Consider the following 25,169-nt stretch of genomic DNA (forward strand, 5'->3'; position numbering starts at 1 on the left):
CCTGGCGCCGGTCCTGGTCGCTGCCACGGGGACGACCCGTGCCCGGGATGCCGAGGCACGGCGTCGGCTGCCGGCCGCCGACGGGCATCGCACCTGCCGGGTCGCTGCCGCGGCACCCTGGGTCGGCCCTACGACGAAGGCGCCGGTCACCTCCTCCGGGTGGCCGGCGCCTTCGCGCTTCGTGGGTGCATGAGAGCGCTAGATGCCCTGCCACTCCGGCTTGTTGGCGTAGGTGTGACGGAAGTAGTCGGCGAGCTTCAGCTTGGCGGCGGCGGGCTCGTCGACGACGACTGTGGCATGCGGGTGCAACTGGAGGGCGGAGGCCGGACAGACGGCGGCGACCGGTCCCTCGACGGTCGCGGCCACCGCGTCGGCCTTGCCCTCACCGGTGGCCAGCAGCACCAGGTGCCGGGCCTCCAGGATGGTTCCGATGCCCTGGGTGATGACGTGGTGCGGCACCTGGTCGACGTCGCCGTCGAAGAAGCGCGCGTTGTCCACGCGGGTCTGCTCGGTCAGCGTCTTGATCCGCGTCCGGGAGGCGAGCGAGGAGCACGGCTCGTTGAACCCGATGTGCCCGTCGGTCCCGATGCCCAGCAGTTGCAGGTCCACACCGCCGACCTCGGTCAGCACCCTGTCGTACGCCTCGCACGCGGCCTGCACGTCCTCGGCCGTGCCGTCGGGGCCCAGGAACGCCTCCATCCCGATGCCGAGAGGCTCCAGCACCTCCCGGCGCAGGACGGAGCGGTAGGACTCGGGGTGGTCGGAGGGGAGCCCCACGTACTCGTCGAGCTGGGCGATCCGCGCCCGTGAGGTGTCCACGGCACCGGAACGCACCTTGGCCGCCAGCGCCTCGTAGACGGGCAGCGGGGTGGAACCCGTGGCCACGCCGAGCAGCGCGCCGGGCTTGCGCCGCAGCAGCCCCGCGATGGCCTCGGCGATGAGCTCGCCGCCCGCTCTGGCGTCCGGAACGATGACAACTTCCACGGTGGGCCTGCCGATCTGAGGAGAGCCGAGAAGAGGACCGGGCCCGGTAACGAGGGCCATGTGGTTTAGACCAATCTAGCAGAATGGCCCCTCGTGACGCTCTTGGCGCGGCCGTGCTCCCGGGGCACGGCCACCGCTCCCGCAACCGGTCGTTCTGGCCTGTCGCAGCACTACTAGGTCAGTGAACCTCCCGTCGCGTCCACCCAGCTGCCCGTCACCCACCGTCCGTCGTCCGAGGCGAGGAAGGCCACCACGTCCGCCACGTCGGCCGGTGCGCCCACCCTGCCGAGGGCCGATATCGCCGCCGCGCTCGTCCAGCCGTCGGGTGTTCCGTGCAGCAGCCCGGACGTGTTGTCCGTGTCGATGATGCCCGGCGCCACCGAGTTGACCGTGATCCCGCGGGGGCCCAGCACCTTGGACAGGTCCCTGGTGAACACGTCCAGGGCGGCCTTGGTCATGGCGTAGGCCACCTTGTCCGGCATCACCGCGGTACGGGCGAGACCGGAGGAGATGTTGATGACCCGGCCGCCGTCGCGCAGCCGCCCGAGGCCCTGCCGGACGATGAAGAACGGCGCCTTCACGTTGACCGCGAAGACCCGGTCGTACTCCTGCTCGTCGATCTCCCCGACCGGCGGCGCCGTGCCGATCCCGGCGTTGTTCACGAGGATGTCCAGACCGTCCGCGCGCCGGTCGAAGGCCTCCCAGAGCGCCTCGGCGTCGCCGGGCCGCCCCAGCTCCACGCCGATCGCGAAGGCCGATCCGCCCGCCGCCTCGATCGTGGCGACCGTCTCCTTCGCCGCCGTCTCGTTGCTGCCGTAGTGCACGGCCACCCGTGCCCCGTCCCGGGCCAGTCGCTCGGCGATGCCTCGCCCGATGCCCCGGCCGCCGCCCGTGACCAGTGCCGTCCTGCCCGCGAGGGCGCCCGGGGCCGTGCCGGTGCCGGTGCGCAGGTCCGTACGCATGTCAACGCCTCGCATTTCTCAAGCGGTCGCTACAAAAAGACCGTACAGCAGTCCGCCGACATTTCTCTAGCGCCCGTTATAAAATCACCCCATGGTGGCGAAGCAGGAGGCGAAAGAGCAGGTCGCGACGGGTGGATCGGGCGATGCCGGGGTACGCCGGCGCGGACGCCCCCGTTCCTTCGATCGTGCGACCGCGCTGGAGAAGGCGCTCCTCGCCTTCTGGGAGCGCGGGTACGAAGCCACCTCCGTGTCGGACCTCACCCGGGCCATGGGCATCGGCGCCCCCAGCCTCTACGCGGCCTTCGGTGACAAGCAGGCGCTCTTCGCCGAGGTCGTGCACGAGTACGGCGAGCGCTACGGCGCCTTCGGCGACCGTGCCCTGGTCGAGGAGCCCAGCGCGCGGGCCGCCGTGGAGCGGACGCTGCGGGAGGCCGCCGTCGAGTACACCGACCCCGGCCGCCCGCTCGGCTGCCTGATCGTCCACGCCGCGACCAACTGCACGACGCCGGAGGTCGAGGAGTTGCTGCGCGAGCGGCGCAACGCCAACATCGCCGCCTTCGAGAGTCGTATAAGAGCTGATGTGACCGCGGGGGAACTGCCCGCGGACACCGAGGCCGGCGTGCTCGCCCGGTACGTCGGGGCGCTGATCCAGGGCATGTCGCAGCAGGCGCGCGACGGCGCGAGCAGGGAGGAACTGCAGGCTCTCGCGGAAATCGCCATGGCCATCTGGCCCCGTGGCTGAGCCGGGCGGGTTAGGCTGCATGCCGGTGGGTGGCGGCAGAACCCGTCATCCGGCCGGCCGGGCCCGTCCCGGTGCGGCCGCTCGATGAAGAAGCGGCAACGAACTCCTCCCCGTACATGGACAGGCGCAACTGGTCTAGTCCACAATCGAGGAGAAGTCGAACAGCGGAGCGGGCGGCACGTCCGCGCGCATGATGTGCACGCATGAACCTCCGTCCTCCCCGCACAGGAGGACGGACCGAGGAACCGGTGCTCTCTGCCCTGACTGCCCCGGCTCCTCATCCTTCGGCCGACCGGGACCGCACACCCCACGGCCGATACTGCTCCGGGCTGCGGTGCCGGGAGGGTTGAGGGTCCCTCCCAGGCGCCGCGGCCCGCGGGTGTCTTCGGGGCCCGTGGGCCCGTGAGCTCCTGCGGCGCCGCACATTTCAGGGCCGTACAAACGTCCGGGTACGCTCGCAGACGTGCCCTCCATGAACGAACTCGTACGCCAGCACACCGCCCTCGACGACTCCGATCTCGAGTGGCTCCACCTGCTGGTCTCGGAGTGGCAGCTGCTCTCCGACCTCTCCTTCGCCGACCTGGTCCTGTGGGTCCCCACCCTGGACGGCACCCGCTACGTCTCCGTCGCCCAGATGCGGCCCAACACCGGCCCGACCTCCTACCAGGACGACATGGTCGGCCACCTGGTGCCGCGCGGCCGTCGGCCGATGCTGGACGCGGCACTGGACGAAGGCCGGATCGTGCGCGAGGGGGACCCGGAGTGGCGCGAGGAGGTGCCGGTCCGCGTCGAGTCCATCCCGGTCCGTCGCGAGGGACGCGTCCTCGGCGTCATCGCACGCAACACCAACCTGCTCACCGTGCGCACCCCCAGCCGGCTGGAGCTGACGTATCTGCAGAGCGCCTCCGACCTGGCGCAGATGATCGCGGCCGGCTCCTTCCCGTTCCCCGACCAGCAGGTCGACATGGACGCCTCGCCGCGGGTCGGTGACGGGCTCATCCGTCTGGACGCCGACGCCGTCGTCCAGTACGCCTCGCCGAACGCGCTGTCCGCGTACCACCGCCTCGGCCTCGCCACCGATCTCGTCGGCCAGCACCTCGGCGAGACCACGGCCGAACTCGCTCCGTCCCGGGGACCGGTGGACGAGGCGCTGGTCAAGCTGGCCAGCGGCTGGGCGCCCCGCGAGTTCGAGATCGAGGCCCATGACGGGGTGATCCAGTTCCGGGCGATCCCGCTCAAACCCAAGGGCACCCGCATCGGTTCGCTGGTCCTGCTCCGGGACGTCACCGAACTGCGCCGCCGCGAACGCGAGCTGATCACCAAGGACGCGACCATCCGGGAGATCCACCACCGGGTCAAGAACAACCTCCAGACCGTCGCGGCCCTGCTCCGGCTCCAGGCTCGGCGCATCGAGTCCGAGCGCGGCCGGGAGGCACTGGAGGAGGCGGTGCGCCGGGTCGGGTCGATCGCGATCGTGCACGAGACGCTGTCGCAGAACCTGGACGAGCGCGTGGAGTTCGACGAGATCGCCGACCGGGTGCTGGCGATGGTGGCGGAGATCTCTCCGGGCCGGGTCACCGGGCGGCGCAGCGGCAGGTTCGGGATCCTGGACGCCGAGGTCGCCACCCCGCTGTCCATGGTGCTGACCGAGATCCTCCAGAACGCCCTGGAGCACGGTTTCCGCGAGGGCGACACCGGCTCGGTGGAGGTCTCCGCGGTGCGCGGTGGCACCACGCGCGAGGCCCGGCTGCTGGTCACCGTCCAGGACGACGGGGTGGGCCTGCCCCAGGACTTCGACCCGCACCGCTCCGGCAACCTCGGGCTGCAGATCGTACGCACCCTGGTCGAGGGCGAGTTGGGCGGCACCTTCGACATGGTGCCCGCTCCGGAGCGTGGTACGCGGGTGATCCTCGACATCCCGGTCCGCACGCACAAGTAGTCCGTCCGGCACGGCAGGTGATCGGCCGGGCGCGCACGTAGCGCGTACGGCGCGTGGCGGGCCGACCGGGCGCGCACGTGGTCCCGCCGTGTGCGGCCGTGCACAGCAAAGAGCCCCGGACCGTGTACGGTCCGGGGCCAGTCGCTCGTGCTGCCCGTCTCGATCATCTCGAGGGGCGGTACCCCCTGCTCGAAGAGCTCGGGGGAGCATCGGGGGTACTGCGCGCTGCGGCTCGGGGGCGGGAGATGCGTACTCGCTGTACGCGCCGCCAAGCTCAGGCTGTCAGCGGGGTGGCTGTGGTCAGGCGGAGGCCTGACGAGCCCTGTTGCGGGCGGCGCGGCGCTTCATCGCGCGGCGCTCGTCCTCGCTGAGACCACCCCAGACGCCGGAGTCCTGACCGGACTCGAGCGCCCACTGCAGACACTGCTCGATCACCGGGCAGCGGCGGCAGACGGCCTTGGCTTCCTCGATCTGCAGCAGCGCAGGACCGGTGTTGCCGATGGGGAAGAAGAGCTCGGGGTCTTCCTCGCGGCAAACGGCGTTGTGACGCCAGTCCATGGCTGCTACCTCTCCTTGGTATTACGTGCTAGGTGCTTGTGAATGTGAACGCTTTCACGAATCCCCCGACAAGTGAAGGGCCGACCGTCAGGTTTCCCTGCCGTGGTCCTGTGGTTTGAAGAGGGGTTCCGGTGATCTCTGGGGCCCTCTGTGGTGGGCCGTCCCGATCGCCACGTAGAGACTCGCAAACCTCGGCGACGGATACAACCCCTTCCGGAAAGTTTTTTTTGATTCCTCGGTGTCGACTAGGTCACAGCCGTACTTCCATGGGGTGGATCCTGGCCTAAACGTTCGAGTGAAAGGACTTTGCCGCCTTCCACTCACACAATCACACGCAGTGCACGGCGTACGCCTGTGAACGTCACGCTTGTGCGCAGTCCCAGGTGGTCACCGTCCATCTGAAGGGGGAGCGGCACCTTCGAATGCAAGGTGAACCGGCTCAGATCGTGTGTCGAGAAGGCGTGCCGGCCTTTGGGTCCGCGCTCGGGGGACGAAGTGAGCAACTGTGTGCCATACCGGGCAACCGCGGCAGTGGACAGGCGGCTGAGACCGAGCACATCGAGCCCCGTGTCGAACGACGCCTTAGGCGATGTGTACATCGGGCGATTGCCCAGATACGTCCACGGTGAGGTGTTCGACACTATCGCCACCACCAGATCGCCGACCGGGTCCTCGCCGGGCCGTTCGAGCGTGATGCAACCGTTCCGGCGGTGCGGCTCGCCGAGGAACTGGCGGACCACCTGCCGTACGTACAGCGCGTGCGTCGACTTCTTGCCGCGCTCCCGCTGCTGTTCGACGCGCCCGACCACGCCCGCGTCGAAGCCGAGGCCGGCGTTGAAGGTGAACCAGCGTGCGGGGACCGCCGCGTCGTCGGTGCCGGGGGTCCCGGACGCCAGGCCCAGGCCGACCGTGCGCTCGCTGCTGTCGCGCAGGGCGTCCAGGATCGCTCCGGTGGCCTCGACGGCGTCGTTGGGCAGGCCCAGAGCGCGGGCGAAGACGTTGGTGGAGCCGCCGGGCACCACGGCCAGACGCGGCAGGCGCTCGGGATCGGGGCCCCGGTGCAGCAGGCCGTTGACGACCTCGTTCACCGTGCCGTCGCCGCCGAGGGCCACGACCAGGTCGATTTCCGCGCTGTCCGCGGCCTGCCGGCCGAGGTCGCGCGCGTGGCCGCGGTACTCGGTGGTGACCGCGTCCAGTTTCATCTCGCTGGCGAGCGCGTGGATCAGGACATCGCGCGTACGTGCGCTTGTGGTGGTTGCCGCCGGGTTGACCACGAGTAGTGCACGCATGGGGTGCAGCGTACCTACTGGGTGGTACTCGGCCCAGGGCGAGGTAGGGATCGGGTAAGAGCCGGGCGTGAGCCTGGACACGGCGGCCCCGGTCGCGAGGGCTACCCTTCATCACGTGAGCAGTCAGCAGAACCCCGCCCCTCGGACCACGGACACCGCCACCGGGCCACGCCCGCGGCGGCTGACCTACGCGGCCGCGCTGTGCGCGCTGGAGGGGCTCGCGCTGCTCGTCGGCGGCGTCTGGATGCTCGTCCTCGGTGTCACGGGTGACGACCGGCAGGGGGCCGTCACCGCCGGGGTCACCGTGCTGGTGCTCGCGCTGCTGCCGCTGCTGGCCGCCCGTGGGCTGCTGCTGCGGCGCAGCTGGAGCCGAGGTCCCGCGGTGATCACCCAGATCATGGCGCTGCCCGTCGCCTACAGCCTGCTCCAGGCCGACAGCGTGGCCATCCCGGCCGGCGTCGGGCTCGCCGTCGTGGCGGTCCTCGCTCTGGTCCTGCTCGTCAATCCGGCCACCACGCGGGCCCTCGGCATCAAGGGCCCGGGCCGCACCCGCGAGTCCGGACAGCAGTAGCAGCGCAGGAGCCCGCCTCGCTCGGAGAGGCTGAGCGGTCGCCCGGGTCCGACAAGGCTGGGACCGCGGAAGCCGTGTGATCTCCGGGACGGATCCGTGAGGGCCTGAGGGACGTGCGCGGGGGAGGGGCCGTAGCGAAGGCCCGGGCGGTGTCCCGGGGGCGCGGCGGTGGCCGTGCGGTGGTCCGGGACGGGGCGGGAGGGGCCGGGGGGTGACCGGGCGGCCCCTGTCCGGATGTCACTCCTCCACGAGGAGCTTCTCGCGCAGCTGGGCCAGGGTGCGGGCCAGCAGCCGGGAGACGTGCATCTGGGAGATGCCGACCTCCTGTGCGATCTGCGACTGGGTCATGTTGCCGAAGAAGCGCAGCAGCAGGATGCGCTTCTCGCGCGGCGGAAGGTCCTCCAGCAGCGGCTTCAGCGACTCGCGGTACTCCACGCCCTCCAGCGCCTCGTCCTCGGCGCCGAGGGTGTCCGCGACCGCAGGGGACTCGTCGTCGGTGTCAGGGACGTCCAGCGACAGCGTGGAGTAGGCGTTGGCCGACTCCAGGCCCTCCAGGACCTCCTCCTCGGAGATGGCGAGTTTCTCGGCGAGTTCGTGGACAGTGGGGGAGCGCCCGTGCAGCTGGGACAGTTCGGCGGTCGCCGTGGTGAGCGCCAGCCGCAGCTCCTGCAGCCGCCGCGGCACGCGCACCGCCCAGCCCTTGTCCCGGAAGTGCCGCTTGATCTCGCCGACGACCGTCGGGGTGGCGTACGTGGAGAACTCCACGCCGCGGTCCGGGTCGAACCGGTCGACCGACTTGATCAGGCCGATCGTGGCCACCTGGGTCAGGTCGTCCAGCGGCTCCCCGCGGTTGCGGAAGCGGCGCGCGAGGTGCTCGACGAGCGGCAGGTGCATGCGGACGAGCTGATTGCGCAGCTCGGCGTACTGCGGGCTGCCCTCCTTCAGGGCCCGCAGCTCGACGAACATCGCGCGTGCGCCACTGCGGTCCTGCGAGGCGTGGTGGGTGCCGTGCACGGTGTGCGCCTCGTCCTCGGAGTTTCGCTCGTGCCCGCTCATCGTCCCGCCCGTTGCCCTTCCCCGAGCCCTCGCCTCCTCCCCCGCCCTCGGCCTGGGCCGAGTGGAGGGACCCCCATGGGCGGCGGAGGCATCGCTCCGCGCCGGTGGAGGCAAGCTCTGAACGGCGTCGTCCCGCTCCGGCCGCTCCTCGCCCGGCAGGCCGAGCGGAAGCGGTTCGTCGTCGGGGTGCGGCCGTGCCTGTTCGGGGATGCCGTCGATGCCGACAGGGTGCGCAGGCCCCGTCGGACCGGCCTGCCCGCCCTGACCGCCCGAGCCGTTCTGACGGCCTGGACCGCTCTGACCGGCCGGAGCGCCGAGGTCGGCCGGACCGTCCTCGCTCCGGGCTCCGGCCCCGTCCGCGCGGGGCGGAATCCCGCCCTCGACCGGCAGCTCCCGTGTGCCGCGTTCTTCGTCCCGCACCGGCCCGTCCCCGTTCCTCACGCCGGCCCGGGTCCCGCGCCGCGCTGTTTGTAGAGGCTGATCGAAACGGTCTTGTCCTCGTCCACGGCAGAGGAGACCTTGCCCGCCAGAGCGGACAGGACGGTCCAGGCGAAGGTGTCCCGCGAAGGGGCGTGACCGTCCGTGGTGGGCGCCGAGACGGTGACCTCGAGTGAGTCGTCGACCAGCCGGAAGACACAACTGAGCACCGAGCCGGACACGGCCTGCTGGAGCAGGATCGCGCAGGCCTCGTCCACCGCGATGCGCAGGTCCTCGATCTCGTCGAGGGTGAAGTCCAAACGGGCCGCCAGGCCGGCTGTGGCCGTGCGCAGCACCGACAGGTAGGCACCCGCAGCCGGCAGCCGGACCTCTACGAAGTCCTGGTTCGCCGCGGGCTCGCCTGCGATCTGGGACACCCTCACCTCCAAGGTGGTACAAGCTCTCTCGGGGCCGAGGGTAAGCCCCCGGGTCACGCGATTGGTGGTTCAGCGGTGACGCTACCGCGCTCTCGGCATTCCTGTCCCGGGACCCCGACCCCAGTGTGTCACTCATAGTAAACCTACGGATACGCTCCGTGGCTAGGGGTTCGGCGGGCCCAAATGGGAACAGCGCGCGCCGGATTGACGTACCCAGACGTCACACGCTCGAACCGTCCGAAATCTCGGTCACACCAGCACGTGGTCCACGAAACACCAACGCCAGTCCTCGCCGGGTTCGAAGGTCCGCATCACCGGGTGGCCGCTGTCCTTGTGGTGCTTCGTCGCGTGCTGGTGCGGCGAGGAGTCGCAGCACCCCACGTGACCACAGGTCAGGCACAGCCGCAACTGGACCGGGTGCGTACCCTCCGCCAGGCACTCCAGACACGTCTCGCTGCGGGGCTCGGGCTCCGGATGCGGCAGCGCGCCGGCGTGCGTGCACTGTTTCATGATTGCCAGGTTACGACGGGCGCGCGGGTGACCGCGCGGAAAAGCGGGCGGGACGACGACGATGGGCGGGCGAGGAAGATGGACGTGATGCCGCTGCTGTTGCTGGTGGCGGGCAGCGCCGCGGTGGCCGGAGCCGCCCGGCGCACCCCCGTGCCGGCGCCGCTGCTGCTGGTCGCCGCGGGCCTGGCGGTCTCGTACATCCCGGGCGTGCCCGGCTACACGCTCGATCCCGAGATCGTGCTGCCGCTGCTGCTGCCTCCGCTGCTGTACACGTCGGCCATCGAGAGCTCCTACCTCGACCTGCGCGCGCAACTGCGGCCCGTGGCGCTCCTCTCGGTCGGATACGTGCTGTTCGCGACCGTCGTGGTCGGCTGCGCCGCGTATCTGATCGTGCCGGGGCTGCCGTTGACGGCGGCGCTGGTGCTGGGCGCGGTGGTGGCGCCGCCGGACGCGGTCGCGGCGACGGCGGTGGCCCGCAGGGTCGGACTGCCCTCGAAGATCACCACGATCCTGCAGGGCGAGTCCCTGCTCAACGACGCCACCGCGATCACCGCGTACAAGGTCGCGCTGGCCGCGGCCGTCGGCGAGGGCGCGACCTGGGCGGGCGGAGTCGAGGAGTTCCTGGTCGCGGCGTTCGGCGGGGTGGGCGTGGGCCTGGTGCTGATGGCGCCGCTGCACTGGCTGCGCACGCACCTGAGGGAGGCGCTGCTGCAGAACACGCTCTCCCTGCTGATCCCGTTCGCCGCCTACGCCGTCGCCGAGCAGTTGCACGCCTCCGGGGTGCTCGCGGTCGTCACCGTCGCCCTGTACCTCGGGCACCGCGCCTGGGAGGTCGACTTCGCCACCCGGCTCCAGGAGGGGGCGGTGTGGACGATGGTCGCGTTCGTCCTGGAGTCCGCGGTGTTCGCCCTGATCGGACTGCAGCTGCCGATCGTCCTCGGGGGCCTGCGGGAGTACACCGGGGCCCAGGCGGCCTGCTACGCGGTCGCCATCTTCCTCGTGGTCGTCGCGGCCCGGTTCGTGTGGGTGTACCCGTCCGCGTTCCTGCCCCGGCTGCTGTTCCGGAGGATCCGGGAACGGGAGGAGAACCCCACCTGGCGAGGCGCGATGGTCACCGCGTGGGCCGGGATGCGAGGTGTGGTCTCCCTGGCCATCGCCTTCTCGATCCCGGTCACGATGCACGACGGCGGCCCGTTCCCGCGGCGCGACCTGCTGCTGTTCCTGACGTTCACCACGGTCATCGGGACGCTGGTGGTGCAGGGTCTGACCCTGCCGCCGATGATCCGCGCCCTGAAGATCCCCGGCCGTGACGTGCAGGCCGCCACGCTCGCCGAGGCCAACGCCCAGGCGCAGGCCTCACTGGTCGCCGAGCAGCGCCTGGAGGAACTCCTCGCCGACGAGCGCAACGCCCTGCCGCCGCCGCTCGTCGGCCGGCTCCGAGCGGTCCTGGAACGCCGCCGCAACGCCGTCTGGGAACGTCTGGGCCAGACCAACCCCGTCACCGGCGAATCGGTGGACGACACCTACCGCCGGCTGTCCAGGGAGATGATCGACGCCGAGCGGACCGTCTTCGTACGACTGCGCGACGGACGCTACATCGACGACGAGATGCTGCGCACGCTGCTGCGCAGGCTCGACCTCGAGGAGGCGGCCGCCTATCGGGAAGCCGCCTAGCTAGTGCTGTGGCCGGCCAGACCAGGCGAGACCGTCAGGGGAAGGGGCGTCCGGTGACCACTGCGGCGACGGTGCTGCCGTGCGGGAACGCGCCCTCGTCGGCCAGGGCGACAAGTCCGTACAGCGCCTTGGCGACATAGAGACGTTCCACGGGCACGCCGTGGCGCTGTTCGAAGTCCTCCGCGAAGGCGTGGAGTTCCGGGCCGGTACGGGCGTAGCCGCCGAAGTGGAAGCGGTCGTCGAGGGACCAGGTGCCGCGGCGGCCCCCGAAGGCGCGCTCCTGGAGTGCCTGTACCTCGGCGGTCAGAAAGCCGCCCCTGAGGACGGGGATGCCCAGGGCGTGCTGCCCGGGGGCCAGGCCGGCGGCGAGGCCCGCGAGCGTGCCGCCGGTGCCGCAGGCGAGGGCGACGACATCGGCATGCCCGCGCAGCTCCTCGCCCAGGGCCCGGCAGCCGCGCACCGCTTCCGCGTTGCTCCCGCCCTCCGGAACGACGTACGCCCCCTCGGCGCCGGCCGCGTGCAGGATGCCGGTCAGCGTCCGCGCGTCCGTCTTGTTCCGGTACGTCGACCGGTCGACGAAGTGCAGCCGCATCCCGTCGGCCACGCACCGGGCCAGGGACGGGTTGAGGGGGCGGTCGGCCAGCTCCTCGCCGCGCACGACACCGACCGTGCGCAGGCCGAGGAGACGGCCCGCGGCCGCGGTGGCCCGCAGGTGGTTGGAGTAGGCGCCGCCGAAGGTGAGGACCGTCCGGCCGCCCGCGGCCCGCAGGTTGGGGACGAGTTTGCGCCACTTGTTGCCGATCAGCTCCGGGTGGATCAGGTCGTCGCGCTTGAGCAGCAGGCGCAGGCCGCGGCGCGCGAAGCGGTCGTCGGCGAGCTCCTGCGCGGGGGAGGGGAGGCGGGGGGAGAGTGTGGCGGGGTCGGGTGCGGCGGAGCTGGTCACCGCACCATTGTCGCCGGACGCCCACGGGGTGGTTCGTGGCCGGACCTCGCGGCCGCTTCGATCTTGCCGGGCGTGGTCCCCATGTGTGCCCGACGCGACGGTGATCCATTCCCGCTCTTTCGTGTAATGGCACGAGCACGTTGCGTGATGGAAGGCTGGCACCTGCAAATCGATGCCCGGTACCGAACGTGCCGGGCATGAGCGGGAGGGCAATTGTCTATGTCGGTAGGCGAAGAGGTCCGCACGGAGCAGGGCCGGCCGCAGCAGAGCCTCGGCACCGCGGCCGCGCGGAACCTGGCCACCACCACCAAGTCCGTTCCCCAGATGCAGGAGATCAGCTCGCGCTGGCTGCTGCGGATGCTGCCATGGGTCGACGTGCAGGGCGGTACGTACCGGGTGAACCGGCGGCTCACCTATGCCGTCGGCGACGGCAGGATCACGTTCGTGAAGACCGGCGACCGCGTCGAGGTGATCCCCGCCGAACTCGGCGAACTGCCCGCGCTGCGGGGGTACGAGGACAACGACGTGCTCTCCGAGCTCGCCCGGCGCTGCCGGCAGCGGGAGATCGGCGCCGGGCAGGTGATCGCCTCGTTCGGCAACCAGTCCGAGGAGGTGTACCTGCTCGCGCACGGCAGGGCCGAGAAGGTCGGCACCGGCCCGTACGGCGACGACCAGGTCCTCGGCTTTCTCGCCGACGGTGCCTACTTCGGCGAGCAGGCGCTCCTCGACCCGGAGGCCATCTGGGAGTACACGGTCCGCGCGGACACCGCGTGCACCGTCCTGATCCTGTCCCGGCACGACTTCGAGCAGGTCACCGAGCGCGCCGACTCGCTGCGCGACCACCTTCGGCGGCTGCGCTCGATCCCCGGGCAGCGGACCAACAAGTACGGAGAGAAGGAGGTCGCCCTCGCCGCCGGCCACAGCGGTGAGCCGGACATCCCGCACACCTTCGTCGACTACGAGGCCAGGCCCCGCGAGTACGAACTGAGCATCGCGCAGACCGTCCTGCGCATCCACACGCGCGTTGCCGACCTCTACAACCAGCCCATGAACCAGACGGAGCAGCAGCTCCGGCTGACCGTCGAGGCGCTGAAGGAGCGCCAGGAACACGAACTGATCAACAACCGCGACTTCGGGCTGCTGCACAACTGCGAGTACGACCAGCGGATCCAGCCGCACGACGGCGTGCCGAGCCCGGACGACATGGACGAGCTGCTCAGCCGCCGCCGCGGCACCAAACTGTTCCTCGCCCACCCGCGAGCGATCGCCGCCTTCGGCCGCGAGCTCAACAGGCGCGGGCTGGTGCCCGAGACCATCGACATCGGCGGCAACCGCATCCCGACCTGGCGTGGCGTGCCGATCTTCCCGTGCAACAAGATCCCGGTCACCGAGGCGCGGACCAGCTCGATCATCGCGCTGCGCACCGGAGAGGAGGACCAGGGTGTCATCGGGCTGCGCGCCAAGGGCATCCCGGACGAGATCGAGCCGAGCCTGTCCGTGCGGTTCATGGGCATCAACGAGCAGGCGGTCGTCAAGTACCTGGTGACGGCCTACTACTCGGCGGCGGTACTGGTCCCGGACGCGCTGGGGGTCCTGGAGAACATCGAGGTCGGCCGTTGGCGCTGACCTTCCGTGCCCGCTCACGGTGTTCCCGCCCGCCGGTCCGGGTAGTACATCCCGGGGGTGTGGGTCCGGCTCCAGCAGCGCAGACGCCAGTGTTCGCGGACTCTCCGAGGGGGAGCGGATGGGCGAGTTCATGACGGAGACGACACCGCGCCCGCCCGGCGCGCGGCGTGCGGCGGGGACCGCGCGGCCGGTGGGCGCGGTGACCGTGGGATCGGTGCCCGGCGAGCCACTGCCGGGCCCGCGGGCCGCCGGCGGCGGCCACAGCGACGGCTCGGCGGTGCAGGCGCATGAGGGTGCGGTCGCACCTGACGGGCACGACGCGGCGGCGATCCTCGACCGTGCCCGCGCCTCGGTCGATCCGGAACTGCGGTCCGCGATCGCCTCGTTGCCCAGTCCCATGCGCCGGATCGCGCGCTACCACTTCGGCTGGGAGCACGCGGACGGCAGCCCGGCCGCGGGCAACGCGGGCAAGGCCATCCGTCCCGCGCTGGTCCTCGCCGCGGCTGCCTCGCTCGGTGGAGCCCGGGCGCGGGCGGACGCGGCGCGAGCGGCCGCCGCGTTGGAACTGGTCCACAACTTCACGCTGTTGCACGACGACGTGATGGACCGGGACACCACCCGGCGGCACCGCTCCACGGCGTGGACGGTGTTCGGCGACGCCGATGCCATCCTCGCCGGGGACGCCCTGCAGGCGCTGGCCCTGCGGCTGCTCGCCGAGGACCCGCATCCGGCGTCCCGGGCCGCCGCCGCCCGGCTCGCGGCCTGTGTCGTCGAGCTGTGCGCGGGCCAGCACGCGGACACCGCTCTGGAGGGACGTGCCCCGGACGAGGTCACGCTCGCCGAGGTGCTGGCCATGGCCGAGGCCAAGACGGGCGCGCTGCTCGGGTGCGCGTGCGCCGTCGGCGCGCTCTACGCGGGGGCGGGGAAGGAGGAGGTGGAGGCGCTGGACGCGTTCGGCCGGCAGGCGGGGCTGGCGTTCCAGCTCATCGACGACGTGATCGGCATATGGGGCGACCCGGCCCGCACCGGCAAGCCGGCCGGCGCCGACCTCGCCGCCCGCAAGAAGTCGCTGCCCGTGGTCGCCGCGCTCACCTCCGGCACTCCGGCCGCCGGTGAACTCGCCGAGCTGTACGCCCGGCCCCACAGGGAAGGAGAGGAGGGGGGCGCCGCACTGATGGTGGAGCGGGCCGGCGGTCGGGACTGGGCGCAGTCCCAGGCGGCGGACCGGATGGCCCGGGCCGTCCAGGACCTGTCCCGGGCCGTCCCGGACCCTGCCGCCGCGGGCGGCCTGCTGGCCCTGGCCGAGTTCGTGACCAGACGCACCACGTGACCGGACGCGTCCGCGGAGGCGGCGCGTGACCGGGCGCCTCCCGGGCACCGGCGGCCGCGGGCGCGAGGAACCGGAGCGCGCACAGGCCCCGGAGCCACCGGTCCCGTACGGCTCCTGACCCCGTACGGCCCTCGGCGGCTCCGGTCCGGTGGGTCCCGCACTGCCCCACGGTGTGCGGGGCCCGCCCCCCGCCACCCCCGGCCGCGGCACCGGATACGCTCAACGCCCGTACAATCACGGGTAGTTGGCGTGAAGGGGCGTGAGATGGGCGTGGGGATCCGGGCGGCCGGAGAGGACGACCGGGAACTGGTCGTGCGGCTGCTGGACGAGGCCTTCCAGGACGACCCGGTGAGCGGTTGGGTCTTTCCCGGCGAGGAGTACCGCCGTGCGAACCACCGTCGGTTGATGGCCGCCTTCACCGACGTGGTGCTCGCCGAGGGCTGGATCGACGTCACCGAGGACGGCTCGGCGTGCGCGCTCTGGCTTTCGGTGCCCGCCGGTGAGGCCTCGGAAGGCGGCGCGGGCCCCGGCGAGTCCGACGAGGCGGTACGGATGCGTGAGGCGGTCGACCCGGCGAACCGGCGGGTGGAGGAGATCACCCGGCTGATGGCCGAGTCGCATCCGGCGGACCGTGCCCACGCCTACCTGTGGATGATCGGCGTCGTACCGGAACGTCAGGGCGAGGGTCTGGGAGGCGCGCTCGTCCAACGCGTCCTGGACCGCTGCGACCGTGAGGGCCTGCCCGCGTATCTGGAGGCCAGCAGCGAGCGCAGCACCAGGCTCTACGAGCGCCTGGGTTTCACCTTCACCGGCCGCACCCTCGACCTGCCGGACGGCCCGCGCATGTGGCCGATGTGGCGTGAGCCGGCGCCCCGCCCGGGTTCCGGCAGGCCCTGAGCCCGCGCCCACGGAGGCGCGACACCGCATTACTCCGCCTCGGTCGCGGACCCTTCGCGTACCGCGGGCGGTAGTCCGCCCGTCTCGGGATCCCGCCCGGTCAGGCAGTACAGACCGCCCGCCGGATCGCGGAGCACCGTCCAGTGCGGACGGTCGGCGACATGGGCGGCGCCGAGGCTCTCGTGCCAGGACCGGGTCGCGGCGATGTCCGCGCAGGCCAGGTCCAGGTGGGCGGAGGCGGGCCGTTCCTCGTCCAGGCGTTGCAGCAGGACGCGCACCGGCAGACCGTGCGGCGGCTCGAGCACGTGGAACTCGGGGAGGGATCCGGATACCGACCGCCACCCGGCCGCGGTCAGCAGTCCGCTCCAGAAGGCGACTTCGGCGCCGTAGGACGACGGCGGGACGTCGAGGCACACCTGGTCCAGCCGGCTGTCGCGTACGACGGGCGGGCGGACCGACTCGCCCTGCCAGGGAACGGCACAGAACAACTGCCCGGCGGGCGACCGCAGCACGGCCCAGCCCTCGTGCCCGGCGACGGTCTCACCGCCGAGCCGCAGCACCGAGGCGACGAACACCGGCACGTCCGCGACGGCGAGGTCGAGATGCGCGCCACCGTCCCCGGAGGCCACGCCCTGACACTTGACGCAGGCGTCTCGGCCGCCGGACCCGTCCGGCACCAGGGTGACGAACTCGCCGCGCTCACCCCGCGGCGCGGAGGCCCGGGTGCCCGTGACGGCCGTCCAGAACTCGAGCGCGCGGGCGGTCCGATCGCCCGGCCGGTCGATGAAGGCGTACACCCAGCGGATGCTCATCCCGCGATCGTAGGGCGAGGTTTGTGCGGGCGCCGCCGCGGTTCTCGGATGACAGGCGTGACTGTGACGCGTCACGCGAGCCCCGTCACCCGTGACGGAGATCACCCACCTGAGTCCCGTCGCAGACGACCGCACCCGGCCCTCCTCGAACGGAACGGGCCGGGTGCGGTCAGGGAGGCGAAGCGGCCGAGGAGGCCGCGGGCCGGAAAGTCTGACGGAAGGTCAGGCCTTCTTGGTCTCCCAGAAGATCTTGTCGATCTGGGCGATGTAGTCCAGCGCCTTCTGGCCCGTGGCCGGGTCGGTGGAGGCCTTGGCGGCGGAGAGGGCCTTCAGGGTGTCGTTGACCAGCTGGTGCAGCTCCGGGTACTTCTCGAAGTGCGGCGGCTTGAAGTAGTCGCTCCACAGCACGGAGACGTGGTGCTTGGCCAGCTCGGCGCGCTGCTCCTTGATGACGGTGGCACGCGCCTGGTAGTGCGGGTCGTCGTTGCCGGCCATCTTTTCCTGGATGGCCTTCACCGACTCCGCCTCGATGCGGGCCTGGGCCGGGTCGTACACACCGCAGGGCAGGTCGCAGTGTGCGCTGACCTTGACCTTGGGGGCAAACAGGCGGGAAAGCATGGAGCATTCCTTCCTCGTGATCGTCTTCTCAGGTGGGACATTACTCCCTGCAAGGCGTGTTTTCGCGAGTGCCCCCTAGGGCTTAGGACAAAAGTCCAGGGTCAGACTGAGACTGGTGGAGGAACGGACCGGGGAGGTGCCGGGGATGCCGGAGCTGTCGCAGGAGACCGAGCGCAGGGGCGCCGTGCTGCCCTTCGGGCTGGCCGAGGTGACCGGGCCGTCCATGGTGCCCACGCTGTACCACGGGGACCGGCTCGTCGTGCAGTACGGCGCCCGCGTGCGTCCGGGGGACGTGATCGTCCTGCGCCATCCCTTCCAGCAGGACCTGCTGGTCGTCAAGCGCGCGGTGGAGCCGCGCGAGGGCGGCTGGTGGGTGCTCGGCGACAACGCGTACGCGGGCGGGGACAGCACCGACTACGGGACCGTCCCGGAGGAGCTGATCCTGGGGAAGGTGTGGTTCCGTTACCGGCCGCGCCCGGCCGGCCGGCGCTCGCCGCTGGCGGTGGCGCGCTGGGTGCTGTCGGCGGCCAGGCCCGTCCTCTCCGCCCGGTCGGCCTCCAAGCGCTTGCGGGCGCGGTAGGCGGCCACATTGGCGCGGGTGGCGCAGCGGTCGGAGCAGTAGCGGCGCGATCGGTTGGTCGAGGTGTCCAGGTAGGCGTTGCGGCAGGGGGCGGCCTCGCACAGGCCGAGGCGGTCCACGCCGTACTCGGTGAGGTGGAAGGCCAGGCCCATCGCGGCGATCGCGGCGTACCCGGCGGTCGCGTTGGACGGGTGGTCCGCCAGGTGCATGTGCCACAGCGGCCGGCCGTCCTCGTCCCGGTGGTCGTGCCCGGAGATCTGGGGGCTCACCGGGAACTCCAGCAGCAGCGAGTTCAGCAGGGCCACGGCCAGTGTCTCGTCACCCTGGTCGGCCGCCTCGAAGACGGCACGCAGCCGGCCCCGTACGGAGCGGAAGCGGGTCACGTCGGCCTCGGTGGCGCGGCGGGCGGCCGAGGCGTTGCCGCCGAACAGGTCCCGCACCGCCTCCACCGAGGTCAGGTTGTCCTTGCCCCGGGCCGGCTCCTCGCTGTTGACGAGGCGTACGGCGTAGTCCGAGTAATAGGCCAGTTCCACTTGTAGTCCTTACGCGGGAGCTCTATGGTGACGAGCGCGACCTGTAACAGACGGTCGTGCTTTCAGGGTATTACGCGAACGGTGTCAGGGAGGCAGCGATGACGGACACGGGTACGGACACCACCGCGGCGGGCGCCGACTGGCAGGCCTGGCAGGAGAGCTGGGACCGGCAGCAGGAGTGGTACATGCCCGACCGCGAGGACCGCTTCCGCATCATGCTGGACATGGTGGAGGCCCTCGTCGGCACCACGCCGCGCGTCCTGGACCTCGCCTGCGGCACCGGCAGCATCACCGCCCGCCTGCTCGCCCGCTTCCCCGGGGCCACCAGCACCGGCGTCGACCTCGACCCGGCCCTGCTCGCCATCGCCCGGGGCACCTTCGAGGGGGACCACCGGGTCTCCTTCGTGACGGCCGACCTGAAGGACACGGCCTGGCGGGCCGCACTGCCGTACGACTCCTACGACGCGGTCCTGACCGCCACGGCCCTGCACTGGCTGCACAGCGAACCCCTCGCGGCCCTCTACGGTCAGGTCGCGGAACTCGTCCGCGACGGCGGTGTCTTCATGAACGCGGACCACATGATCGACGAGACCACGCCCCGGATCAACGCGGCCGAGCGCGCCCAGCGGCACGAGCGCATGGATCGGGCCAGGCGGGACGGCGCCCTGGACTGGGCCGAGTGGTGGCAGCTGGCCGCCGCCGACCCGGTGCTCGCCGGACCGACGGCCCGCCGTTTCGAGATCTACGGCGAGCACGCCGACGGCGACATGCCGTCCGCCGCCTGGCACGCGCGCGTGCTGCGCGAGAAGGGCTTCGGGGAGGCCCGCCCGGTGTGGTGCTCGCCGTCGGACACCCTGCTGCTGGCCGTGAAGTAGGGGCCGCGGCACCAGCCGGCCCCGAAGCGGTGGGCCGGGACAGCGGAAGGGGCGGTACGGTCACCCGTACCGCCCCTTCGCGCGGGAACGCTCGCGCCCGTCACGGCACGCCGGTCACAGCACCTTCGACAGGAACGACTGCGTGCGCTCGTGGCGCGGATTGGTCAGGACCTCCCGCGGGTGGCCGGATTCCACCACCACGCCGTCGTCCATGAAGACCAGGTTGTCGCCGACCTCGCGGGCGAAGCCCATCTCGTGGGTGACGACGACCATCGTCATGCCGGACTCGGCGAGGTCGCGCATGACGTCCAGGACGTCACCCACCAGCTCCGGGTCGAGCGCCGACGTCGGCTCGTCGAACAGCATCAGCTTCGGGTCCATGGCCAGGGCCCGGGCGATCGCCACCCGCTGCTGCTGGCCGCCGGAGAGCTGCGAGGGGTAGTGCCCGGCCCGGTCGGCCAGGCCCACGCGCTCCAGGAGCTGCATCGCCCGTTCCTTGGCCTGGCCCCGGTTCGTGCCCTTGACCTGGACCGGGGCCTCCATGACGTTCTCCACGGCCGTCATGTGCGGGAACAGGTTGAAGCGCTGGAAGACCATCCCGATGTCCCGGCGCTTCATGGCGACCTCGCGGTCACGCAGCTCGTAGAGCTTGTCGCCGTGCTGGCGGTAGCCGACCAGTTCGCCGTCCACGTACAGCCGGCCCGCGTTGATCTTCTCCAGGTGGTTGATGCAGCGCAGGAAGGTCGACTTGCCGGAGCCGGAGGGTCCGATCAGGCAGAACACCTCGCCGGGCTTGACCTCCAGGTCGATGCCCTTGAGCACCTCGACCTGGCCGAAGGACTTGTGCACGCCCTCGGCCTTGACCATCGCCACGGACGAGTCACGCGTGGCCGCGTCCTTCTTGTCGAGCTTGTCGGTCATGCCATGCCTCCCTTCGGGCGGCCGAGAGAGAACATGTTCGCCTTCACCTTCTGCCACGGCGTGGGCGGCAGACTGCGGCTGGAGCCGCGGGCGTAGTACCGCTCGATGTAGTACTGGCCCACGCTCAGCACGGAGGTCATGATCAGGTACCAGGCGGCGGCGAGGAAGTACATCTCCACCGGGGCGCCGGAGACCTGCCCGATGTCCTGGGCGTAACGGAACAGCTCCGGATACTGGACGGCCGCCACGAGCGAGGTCGTCTTCAGCATGTTGATGACCTCGTTGCCGGTCGGCGGCACGATCACCCGCATGGCCTGCGGAATGATGATCCGGCGCAGGGTCTTGCCGTGGCTCATGCCCAGCGCGTGGGCGGCCTCGGTCTGGCCCTCGTCGACGGCGAGCAGGCCGGCGCGGCAGATCTCCGCCATGTACGCCGCCTCGTTCAGGCCGAGGCCGAGCAGCGCCGTCAGCAGCGGCGTCATGAAGTCCGACCAGTAGTCCTTGTAGATCGGACCGAGGTTGATGTACTCGAAGACCAGACCCAGGTTGAACCACAGGAACAGCTGGACCAGGACCGGGGTGCCGCGGAAGAACCAGATGTAGAACCAGGCGATCGCGGAGGTCACCGGGTTCTTCGACAGGCGCATCACCGCCAGGCCGATGCCGCCGACGATGCCGATCAGCATCGACAGGACCGTCAGCAGGAGGGTCTTGCCGACGCCGGTGATGATCCGGTCGTCGAAGAAGTAGTCGGGGACGGCGTGCCAGTTGATCTTGCCCTGGCCGAACGCGTAGACGATCGCGACCAGGACCGCGATCGCGATCAGGGCGGTCACGTACCGGCCGTAGTGCCTGACCGGGATGGCCTTGACGGCCTCCGCCGCGGAGGGGGGCGTGTCCTTGGGTCCCGCCGTCTTGTCGATGTCAGCAGTCACGGGTGTTGCCTCTCGGTGGCTGCTCGCTCGGTCACTTGCCGCCGTTGACGACGGACTCCTTCACGGCGCCGTCCTGGGCGCCCCACTTCTGGAGGATCTTGTCGTACTCGCCGTTCTTGATGACCGCGTTCATCGCGGCCTGCAGCGCGTCGCGCAGCTGGGTGTTGCTCTTGCCCACGGCGATGCCGTACGGGGCCGCCTCGACCTGGTCGCCGACGATCTCGAAGTCCTTGCCGCCCCCGGAGGTCTTCACCGCGTACGCGGCGACCGGGAAGTCGGAGGAGGCCGCGTCGGCGCCGCCCGAGCGCAGTCGCGTCTGGGCCTGCTGGTCGTCGTCGAAGGCCTCGATGGAGAGCTTCTTGCCGCTCGGGCACTTCTTCGCCTCGGCCTTGGCGAGATCCTCCGAGACGGTGCCGCGCTGCAGGGCGATCTTCTTGCCGCACAGGTCGGACCAGGACGTGATGCCCTGGGTGTCGCCCTTGCGGGTGTAGATCGACACGCCGGCGGTCAGGTAGTCGACGAAGTCGACGCCCTCGCCGACCTTCTTGCCCGTGGTCGGGTCGACGCCGTCCTGGCGGCTCTTGTTGTCCGTCATCGCCGACATGGCGATGTCGTAGCGGTTGGAGCGGATGCCGGTGAGCAGGGCGTCGAACGTGCCGTTCTCGAACTGGAAGGTCACGCCGAGCTGCTTGCCCAGCGCGACGGCGAGGTCGGGGTCGAGGCCGACGACCTTGCCGGAGTCGTCCTTGAATTCGACCGGCGCGTACGCGATGTCGGAGCCGACCTTGATGACACCCTTGTCGCGGATCGACGCCGGCAGCTTGTCGGCCAGCGGGGCGGAGGCGGCGGGCGAGCTGCCGGAGGACTTGTCCTTGTCCTTGGTCTGGTCACCGCAGCCGGTGAGAATCAGGGCGCCTGCGACCGCGATCGCACCGACCGCGGCCAAACGGGTGTGCGCGGCGGTCGTACGACGGGTGAAGCCTGCGGTCATGGTGGTTCCTCCGGCGGATGGGTGGAGATGCCGATGGGTCGACGAGAACACACACCTTCGGGTGTCGCGACCTCGTGTGATTGACGCATCTTGCCATTCGTATTGGGCCATTCAGGGCACCCTCTATGTCAAAATCGGATAACGGGTGACCTGCGGCGTGTGATCGGCCGGCTCGGCAAGGCCGGACCATCTGCGGCAGCCCCTCCTCCTCGCCGGAAGATCTTCGGCCTTCCTCGCCTTGTGGTCTGCGTCAACGGCGTGTATGGGCGATTTGCTGGCATTGCCGAACATTCGACACGGACTTGTCCCCATATTGGGGTACCTGTCGGCTGGTCGTCATGTGACCTTCGCGTTATGGACTCGTCGCCGACGCCGTCCGTCGGGTAAGAAGGTTCTTTACACCCCTCATCCGGGGCTCAGGGCGCGTGTGCGGCGCGCCCGTCGCGTCTGTGCCCGAACGCATCACTCACTGGGCCGTGCGCGGTCCCGCCCACCCCTCACCAGGAGTGGCCACCCTCACACCATGAACACTTAAGGGGTAAAACCAAGTGGCAGCGGAGATCGTCAATCCTCGCAGCGACAGCGGTACGGATCAGGACGGCGGGGCAGAGCCGCTCGATTCCTTCGATCCCGCCTTCGCGCTGCACCGTGGCGGCAAGATGGCCGTGCAGGCCACCGTGCCCGTCCGTGACAAGGACGACCTGTCCCTGGCGTACACGCCCGGCGTCGCGCGGGTGTGCACCGCCATCGCCGAGCAGCCGGAACTGGTCCACGACTACACGTGGAAGTCGTCCGTGGTCGCCGTCGTGACCGACGGAACGGCCGTGCTGGGCCTCGGGGACATCGGCCCAGAAGCCTCCCTCCCGGTGATGGAGGGGAAGGCGATCCTTTTCAAGCAGTTCGGCGGCGTGGACGCGGTCCCGATCGCACTCGACTGCACCGACGCCGACGAGATCGTCGAGACCGTGGTGCGCCTCGCGCCGTCCTTCGGCGGAGTCAACCTGGAGGACATCTCGGCGCCCCGGTGCTTCGAGATCGAGCGCAAGCTCCAGGAGCGCCTGGACATCCCGGTCTTCCACGACGACCAGCACGGCACGGCGGTCGTGACCCTCGCGGCACTGCGCAACGCGGCCCGGCTGAGCGGCCGGGGCATCGGCGAGCTGCGGGCCGTCATCTCCGGCGCGGGCGCGGCCGGTGTCGCCATCGCCAGGATGCTGGTCGAGGCCGGCATCGGGGACGTGGCGGTGTCGGACCGCAAGGGCGTCGTCTCGGCGGACCGGGAGGACCTTACGCCGGTCAAGCGGGAGCTGGCCGAGTTCACCAACAAGGCGGGCATCACCGGGTCGCTGGAGGACGCGCTGGCCGGGGCCGACGTCTTCATCGGCGTCTCCGGCGGTACGGTGCCGGAGTCGGCCGTGGCGTCGATGGCCAAGGGTGCCTTCGTCTTCGCCATGGCCAACCCGAACCCCGAGGTGCACCCGGACGTCGCGCACAAGTACGCGGCGGTCGTGGCGACCGGCCGGTCGGACTTCCCCAACCAGATCAACAACGTCCTGGCGTTCCCCGGTATCTTCGCGGGCGCGCTCCAGGTGCGGGCGTCCCGGATCACCGAGGGCATGAAGATCGCGGCCGCCGAAGCGCTGGCCGGGGTCGTCGGCGACGACCTCGCCGCGGACTATGTGATCCCCTCGCCGTTCGACGAGCGGGTGGCCCCGGCGGTGACAGCGGCCGTGGCGGCGGCGGCGCGCGCGGAAGGCGTGGCCCGTCGCTGACGTGCCCCCGTCGCAGGCGTGACCCGAACGGCCCCGTCCCGGTGGGACGGGGCCGTTCGCCGTGTGGACACGAACATGCGCCCGTGCCGGCCGCGTCCATTGGTGCCCGGCGGGCGACAAAGCTTGGCAAGAGGGCGTGTGTCACAGGCGCCCGCGGTTCCGTCGGCGTCGGCACAGCCCTATCGTCAAGGTCATGTTCGCTGTCTACGCCGCCCGAATCGACCGCGACCAGCCGCTGAACGGTCTGGAGTCGGGGGAGCGCCCGGCCCCCGAGGCCCGCCCCGGCTGGAGCACCGTCGACGTCAGGGCCGCCTCCCTGAACCATCACGATCTCTGGTCCCTGAAGGGCGTGGGCCTGTCCGAGGACAAGCTGCCCATGATCCTCGGCTGCGACGCCGCCGGCGTCGACGAGGACGGCAACGAGGTCGTCCTGCACTCCGTGATCGGACAGACCGGGCACGGTGTCGGGCCCAAGGAGCCCCGGTCCATTCTGACCGAGCGCTACCAGGGCACCTTCGCCGAGCAGGTCGCCGTGCCGACCTGGAACCTGCTGCCCAAGCCCAAGGGGCTCTCCTTCGAGGAGGCCGCCTGCCTGCCCACGGCCTGGCTCACCGCCTACCGCATGCTCTTCACCAACGCGGGCGTACGCCCCGGCGACTCCGTCCTCGTGCAGGGCGCCGGAGGCGGTGTCGCCACGGCCGCCATCGTGCTGGGCAAGGCGGCCGGCCTCAAGGTCTTCGCCACCAGCCGGGACGAGGCCAAGCGCAAGCGGGCGCTGGAACTCGGCGCGGTGGAGGCGGTCGAGTCGGGTGCCCGGCTCCCGCAGCGGGTGGACGCCGTGCTCGAGACCGTCGGCGCGGCCACCTGGTCCCACTCGGTGAAGTCGCTCCGTCCCGGCGGCACCATCGTCATCTCCGGCGCCACCAGCGGCGACCGGCCCTCGCACGCCGAGCTCACGCGCATCTTCTTCCTGGAGCTGAAGGTGGTCGGCTCGACGATGGGCACCAAGGACGAACTGGAGGACCTGCTCTCCTTCTGCGAGACCACCGGCGTCCGCCCCGTCATCGACGAGATCCTCCCCCTCGACCGGGCCCGCGAGGGCTTCGAGCGGATGGCGTCCGGCGGCCAGTTCGGAAAGATCGTCCTCACCACCGCCTGAACGATCCGGCCGGCTGCCCCGGCGCGCCGCCGAGTCGG

25 protein-coding genes are annotated in these 25,169 nt (G+C 71.0%); 11 read left to right on the forward strand and 14 right to left on the reverse strand.

Features of this window, described 5'->3' with window-relative positions:
* Nucleotides 1-198 precede the first annotated feature (198 nt).
* Nucleotides 199-984, reverse strand: coding sequence for a glucosamine-6-phosphate deaminase (gene nagB / locus ACWDUZ_RS17890; protein WP_451632756.1), 786 nt, complete (start codon nucleotides 982-984; stop codon nucleotides 199-201).
* A gap of 173 nt (nucleotides 985-1,157) precedes the next feature.
* Complete coding sequence (locus ACWDUZ_RS17895; RefSeq protein WP_451632757.1) at nucleotides 1,158-1,946, reverse strand: SDR family oxidoreductase; 789 nt, start codon at nucleotides 1,944-1,946, stop codon at nucleotides 1,158-1,160.
* A 91-nt stretch (nucleotides 1,947-2,037) separates the two neighbouring features.
* Here ACWDUZ_RS17895 and ACWDUZ_RS17900 point away from each other — a divergent pair, with 91 nt between their 5' ends.
* Together ACWDUZ_RS17900 and ACWDUZ_RS17905 are read left to right on the forward strand one after the other, a co-directional pair.
* Complete coding sequence (locus ACWDUZ_RS17900) at nucleotides 2,038-2,688, forward strand: TetR/AcrR family transcriptional regulator (protein WP_451632758.1); 651 nt, start codon at nucleotides 2,038-2,040, stop codon at nucleotides 2,686-2,688.
* A 463-nt stretch (nucleotides 2,689-3,151) separates the two neighbouring features.
* The gene (locus ACWDUZ_RS17905; protein WP_451632759.1) at nucleotides 3,152-4,627 is read left to right on the forward strand and encodes a sensor histidine kinase; all 1,476 of its coding nucleotides are present in this window, start codon (nucleotides 3,152-3,154) and stop codon (nucleotides 4,625-4,627) included.
* Nucleotides 4,628-4,927: 300 nt separating this feature from the next.
* Here ACWDUZ_RS17905 and ACWDUZ_RS17910 read toward each other — a convergent pair whose 3' ends face one another.
* Nucleotides 4,928-5,185 carry a WhiB family transcriptional regulator gene (locus ACWDUZ_RS17910; RefSeq protein ID WP_003992873.1) on the reverse strand — a complete coding sequence of 86 codons (258 nt, stop codon included), beginning with the start codon at nucleotides 5,183-5,185 and terminating at the stop codon, nucleotides 4,928-4,930.
* Between the two features lie 320 nt (nucleotides 5,186-5,505).
* Entirely contained in the window at nucleotides 5,506-6,474 is a 969-nt protein-coding gene (locus tag ACWDUZ_RS17915; RefSeq protein ID WP_451632760.1) for a diacylglycerol/lipid kinase family protein, read from the reverse strand.
* A gap of 115 nt (nucleotides 6,475-6,589) precedes the next feature.
* On the opposite strand from ACWDUZ_RS17915, the gene ACWDUZ_RS17920 reads away from it, so the two are divergent.
* Complete coding sequence (locus ACWDUZ_RS17920; RefSeq protein WP_451632761.1) at nucleotides 6,590-7,045, forward strand: hypothetical protein; 456 nt, start codon at nucleotides 6,590-6,592, stop codon at nucleotides 7,043-7,045.
* A 237-nt stretch (nucleotides 7,046-7,282) separates the two neighbouring features.
* Here the strand turns inward: ACWDUZ_RS17920 and ACWDUZ_RS17925 are convergent, their stop codons facing one another.
* From ACWDUZ_RS17925 to ACWDUZ_RS17935, 3 genes are all read right to left on the reverse strand, one after another.
* A complete protein-coding gene (locus ACWDUZ_RS17925) occupies nucleotides 7,283-8,521 on the reverse strand; it encodes an RNA polymerase sigma factor SigF (RefSeq protein WP_451632762.1) in 1,239 nt (412 codons plus the stop codon).
* Between the two features lie 17 nt (nucleotides 8,522-8,538).
* On the reverse strand, nucleotides 8,539-8,955 hold the full coding sequence (locus tag ACWDUZ_RS17930; RefSeq protein WP_100828178.1) for an ATP-binding protein: 417 nt from the start codon (nucleotides 8,953-8,955) through the stop codon (nucleotides 8,539-8,541).
* A gap of 249 nt (nucleotides 8,956-9,204) precedes the next feature.
* The gene (locus ACWDUZ_RS17935) at nucleotides 9,205-9,465 is read right to left on the reverse strand and encodes a UBP-type zinc finger domain-containing protein (protein WP_451632763.1); all 261 of its coding nucleotides are present in this window, start codon (nucleotides 9,463-9,465) and stop codon (nucleotides 9,205-9,207) included.
* A 78-nt stretch (nucleotides 9,466-9,543) separates the two neighbouring features.
* On the opposite strand from ACWDUZ_RS17935, the gene ACWDUZ_RS17940 reads away from it, so the two are divergent.
* Nucleotides 9,544-11,139 (forward strand): Na+/H+ antiporter, encoded by a 1,596-nt coding sequence (locus tag ACWDUZ_RS17940; RefSeq protein ID WP_451632764.1) that lies wholly within the window; start codon nucleotides 9,544-9,546, stop codon nucleotides 11,137-11,139.
* Nucleotides 11,140-11,173: 34 nt separating this feature from the next.
* On the opposite strand, the gene ACWDUZ_RS17945 is transcribed toward ACWDUZ_RS17940, so the two are convergent.
* Nucleotides 11,174-12,082, reverse strand: coding sequence for a 1-aminocyclopropane-1-carboxylate deaminase/D-cysteine desulfhydrase (locus tag ACWDUZ_RS17945; protein ID WP_451632765.1), 909 nt, complete (start codon nucleotides 12,080-12,082; stop codon nucleotides 11,174-11,176).
* A 219-nt stretch (nucleotides 12,083-12,301) separates the two neighbouring features.
* Between ACWDUZ_RS17945 and ACWDUZ_RS17950 the strand changes: the two genes are divergently transcribed.
* The 3 genes from ACWDUZ_RS17950 to ACWDUZ_RS17960 all read left to right on the forward strand — a co-directional run bounded on the left by ACWDUZ_RS17950 (nucleotide 12,302) and on the right by ACWDUZ_RS17960 (nucleotide 15,935).
* On the forward strand, nucleotides 12,302-13,708 hold the full coding sequence (locus ACWDUZ_RS17950) for a family 2B encapsulin nanocompartment shell protein (RefSeq protein WP_451632766.1): 1,407 nt from the start codon (nucleotides 12,302-12,304) through the stop codon (nucleotides 13,706-13,708).
* 130 nt (nucleotides 13,709-13,838) lie between these two features.
* Nucleotides 13,839-15,038 carry a family 2 encapsulin nanocompartment cargo protein polyprenyl transferase gene (locus tag ACWDUZ_RS17955; protein ID WP_451632767.1) on the forward strand — a complete coding sequence of 400 codons (1,200 nt, stop codon included), beginning with the start codon at nucleotides 13,839-13,841 and terminating at the stop codon, nucleotides 15,036-15,038.
* A 264-nt stretch (nucleotides 15,039-15,302) separates the two neighbouring features.
* Complete coding sequence (locus ACWDUZ_RS17960; protein WP_451632768.1) at nucleotides 15,303-15,935, forward strand: GNAT family N-acetyltransferase; 633 nt, start codon at nucleotides 15,303-15,305, stop codon at nucleotides 15,933-15,935.
* A 29-nt stretch (nucleotides 15,936-15,964) separates the two neighbouring features.
* On the opposite strand, the gene ACWDUZ_RS17965 is transcribed toward ACWDUZ_RS17960, so the two are convergent.
* Together ACWDUZ_RS17965 and sodN are read right to left on the reverse strand one after the other, a co-directional pair.
* On the reverse strand, nucleotides 15,965-16,747 hold the full coding sequence (locus ACWDUZ_RS17965) for a VOC family protein (protein WP_451632769.1): 783 nt from the start codon (nucleotides 16,745-16,747) through the stop codon (nucleotides 15,965-15,967).
* A 222-nt stretch (nucleotides 16,748-16,969) separates the two neighbouring features.
* The gene (gene sodN / locus ACWDUZ_RS17970) at nucleotides 16,970-17,365 is read right to left on the reverse strand and encodes a superoxide dismutase, Ni (RefSeq protein ID WP_451632770.1); all 396 of its coding nucleotides are present in this window, start codon (nucleotides 17,363-17,365) and stop codon (nucleotides 16,970-16,972) included.
* 145 nt (nucleotides 17,366-17,510) lie between these two features.
* Between sodN and sodX the strand changes: the two genes are divergently transcribed.
* Nucleotides 17,511-17,945, forward strand: coding sequence for a nickel-type superoxide dismutase maturation protease (sodX, locus tag ACWDUZ_RS17975; protein WP_451632813.1), 435 nt, complete (start codon nucleotides 17,511-17,513; stop codon nucleotides 17,943-17,945).
* Here the strand turns inward: sodX and ACWDUZ_RS17980 are convergent.
* Nucleotides 17,828-18,478 (reverse strand): CGNR zinc finger domain-containing protein, encoded by a 651-nt coding sequence (locus tag ACWDUZ_RS17980; protein ID WP_451632771.1) that lies wholly within the window; start codon nucleotides 18,476-18,478, stop codon nucleotides 17,828-17,830. The two genes, sodX and ACWDUZ_RS17980, sit on opposite strands and share 118 nt — an antisense overlap.
* Before the next feature lie 98 nt (nucleotides 18,479-18,576).
* On the opposite strand from ACWDUZ_RS17980, the gene ACWDUZ_RS17985 reads away from it, so the two are divergent.
* Complete coding sequence (locus tag ACWDUZ_RS17985; protein ID WP_451632772.1) at nucleotides 18,577-19,353, forward strand: class I SAM-dependent methyltransferase; 777 nt, start codon at nucleotides 18,577-18,579, stop codon at nucleotides 19,351-19,353.
* A gap of 114 nt (nucleotides 19,354-19,467) precedes the next feature.
* Here ACWDUZ_RS17985 and ACWDUZ_RS17990 read toward each other — a convergent pair whose 3' ends face one another.
* Genes ACWDUZ_RS17990 through ACWDUZ_RS18000 form a run of 3 tightly spaced genes read right to left on the reverse strand, consistent with a single transcriptional unit; the run spans nucleotide 19,468 to nucleotide 22,200 of the window.
* Nucleotides 19,468-20,220 (reverse strand): amino acid ABC transporter ATP-binding protein, encoded by a 753-nt coding sequence (locus tag ACWDUZ_RS17990; protein ID WP_451632814.1) that lies wholly within the window; start codon nucleotides 20,218-20,220, stop codon nucleotides 19,468-19,470.
* 50 nt (nucleotides 20,221-20,270) lie between these two features.
* Nucleotides 20,271-21,209, reverse strand: coding sequence for an amino acid ABC transporter permease (locus ACWDUZ_RS17995; RefSeq protein ID WP_451632773.1), 939 nt, complete (start codon nucleotides 21,207-21,209; stop codon nucleotides 20,271-20,273).
* Between the two features lie 31 nt (nucleotides 21,210-21,240).
* Nucleotides 21,241-22,200 carry an ABC transporter substrate-binding protein gene (locus ACWDUZ_RS18000; RefSeq protein ID WP_451632774.1) on the reverse strand — a complete coding sequence of 320 codons (960 nt, stop codon included), beginning with the start codon at nucleotides 22,198-22,200 and terminating at the stop codon, nucleotides 21,241-21,243.
* A gap of 548 nt (nucleotides 22,201-22,748) precedes the next feature.
* On the opposite strand from ACWDUZ_RS18000, the gene ACWDUZ_RS18005 reads away from it, so the two are divergent.
* Nucleotides 22,749-23,972 (forward strand): NAD(P)-dependent malic enzyme, encoded by a 1,224-nt coding sequence (locus ACWDUZ_RS18005; RefSeq protein WP_451632775.1) that lies wholly within the window; start codon nucleotides 22,749-22,751, stop codon nucleotides 23,970-23,972.
* Between the two features lie 193 nt (nucleotides 23,973-24,165).
* Nucleotides 24,166-25,131: a zinc-binding dehydrogenase gene (locus ACWDUZ_RS18010; RefSeq protein ID WP_451632776.1), complete on the forward strand. Its 966-nt coding sequence runs from the start codon at nucleotides 24,166-24,168 to the stop codon at nucleotides 25,129-25,131.
* Nucleotides 25,132-25,169 lie beyond the last annotated feature (38 nt).

This window comes from Streptomyces sp. NPDC003393 (assembly GCF_053589015.1).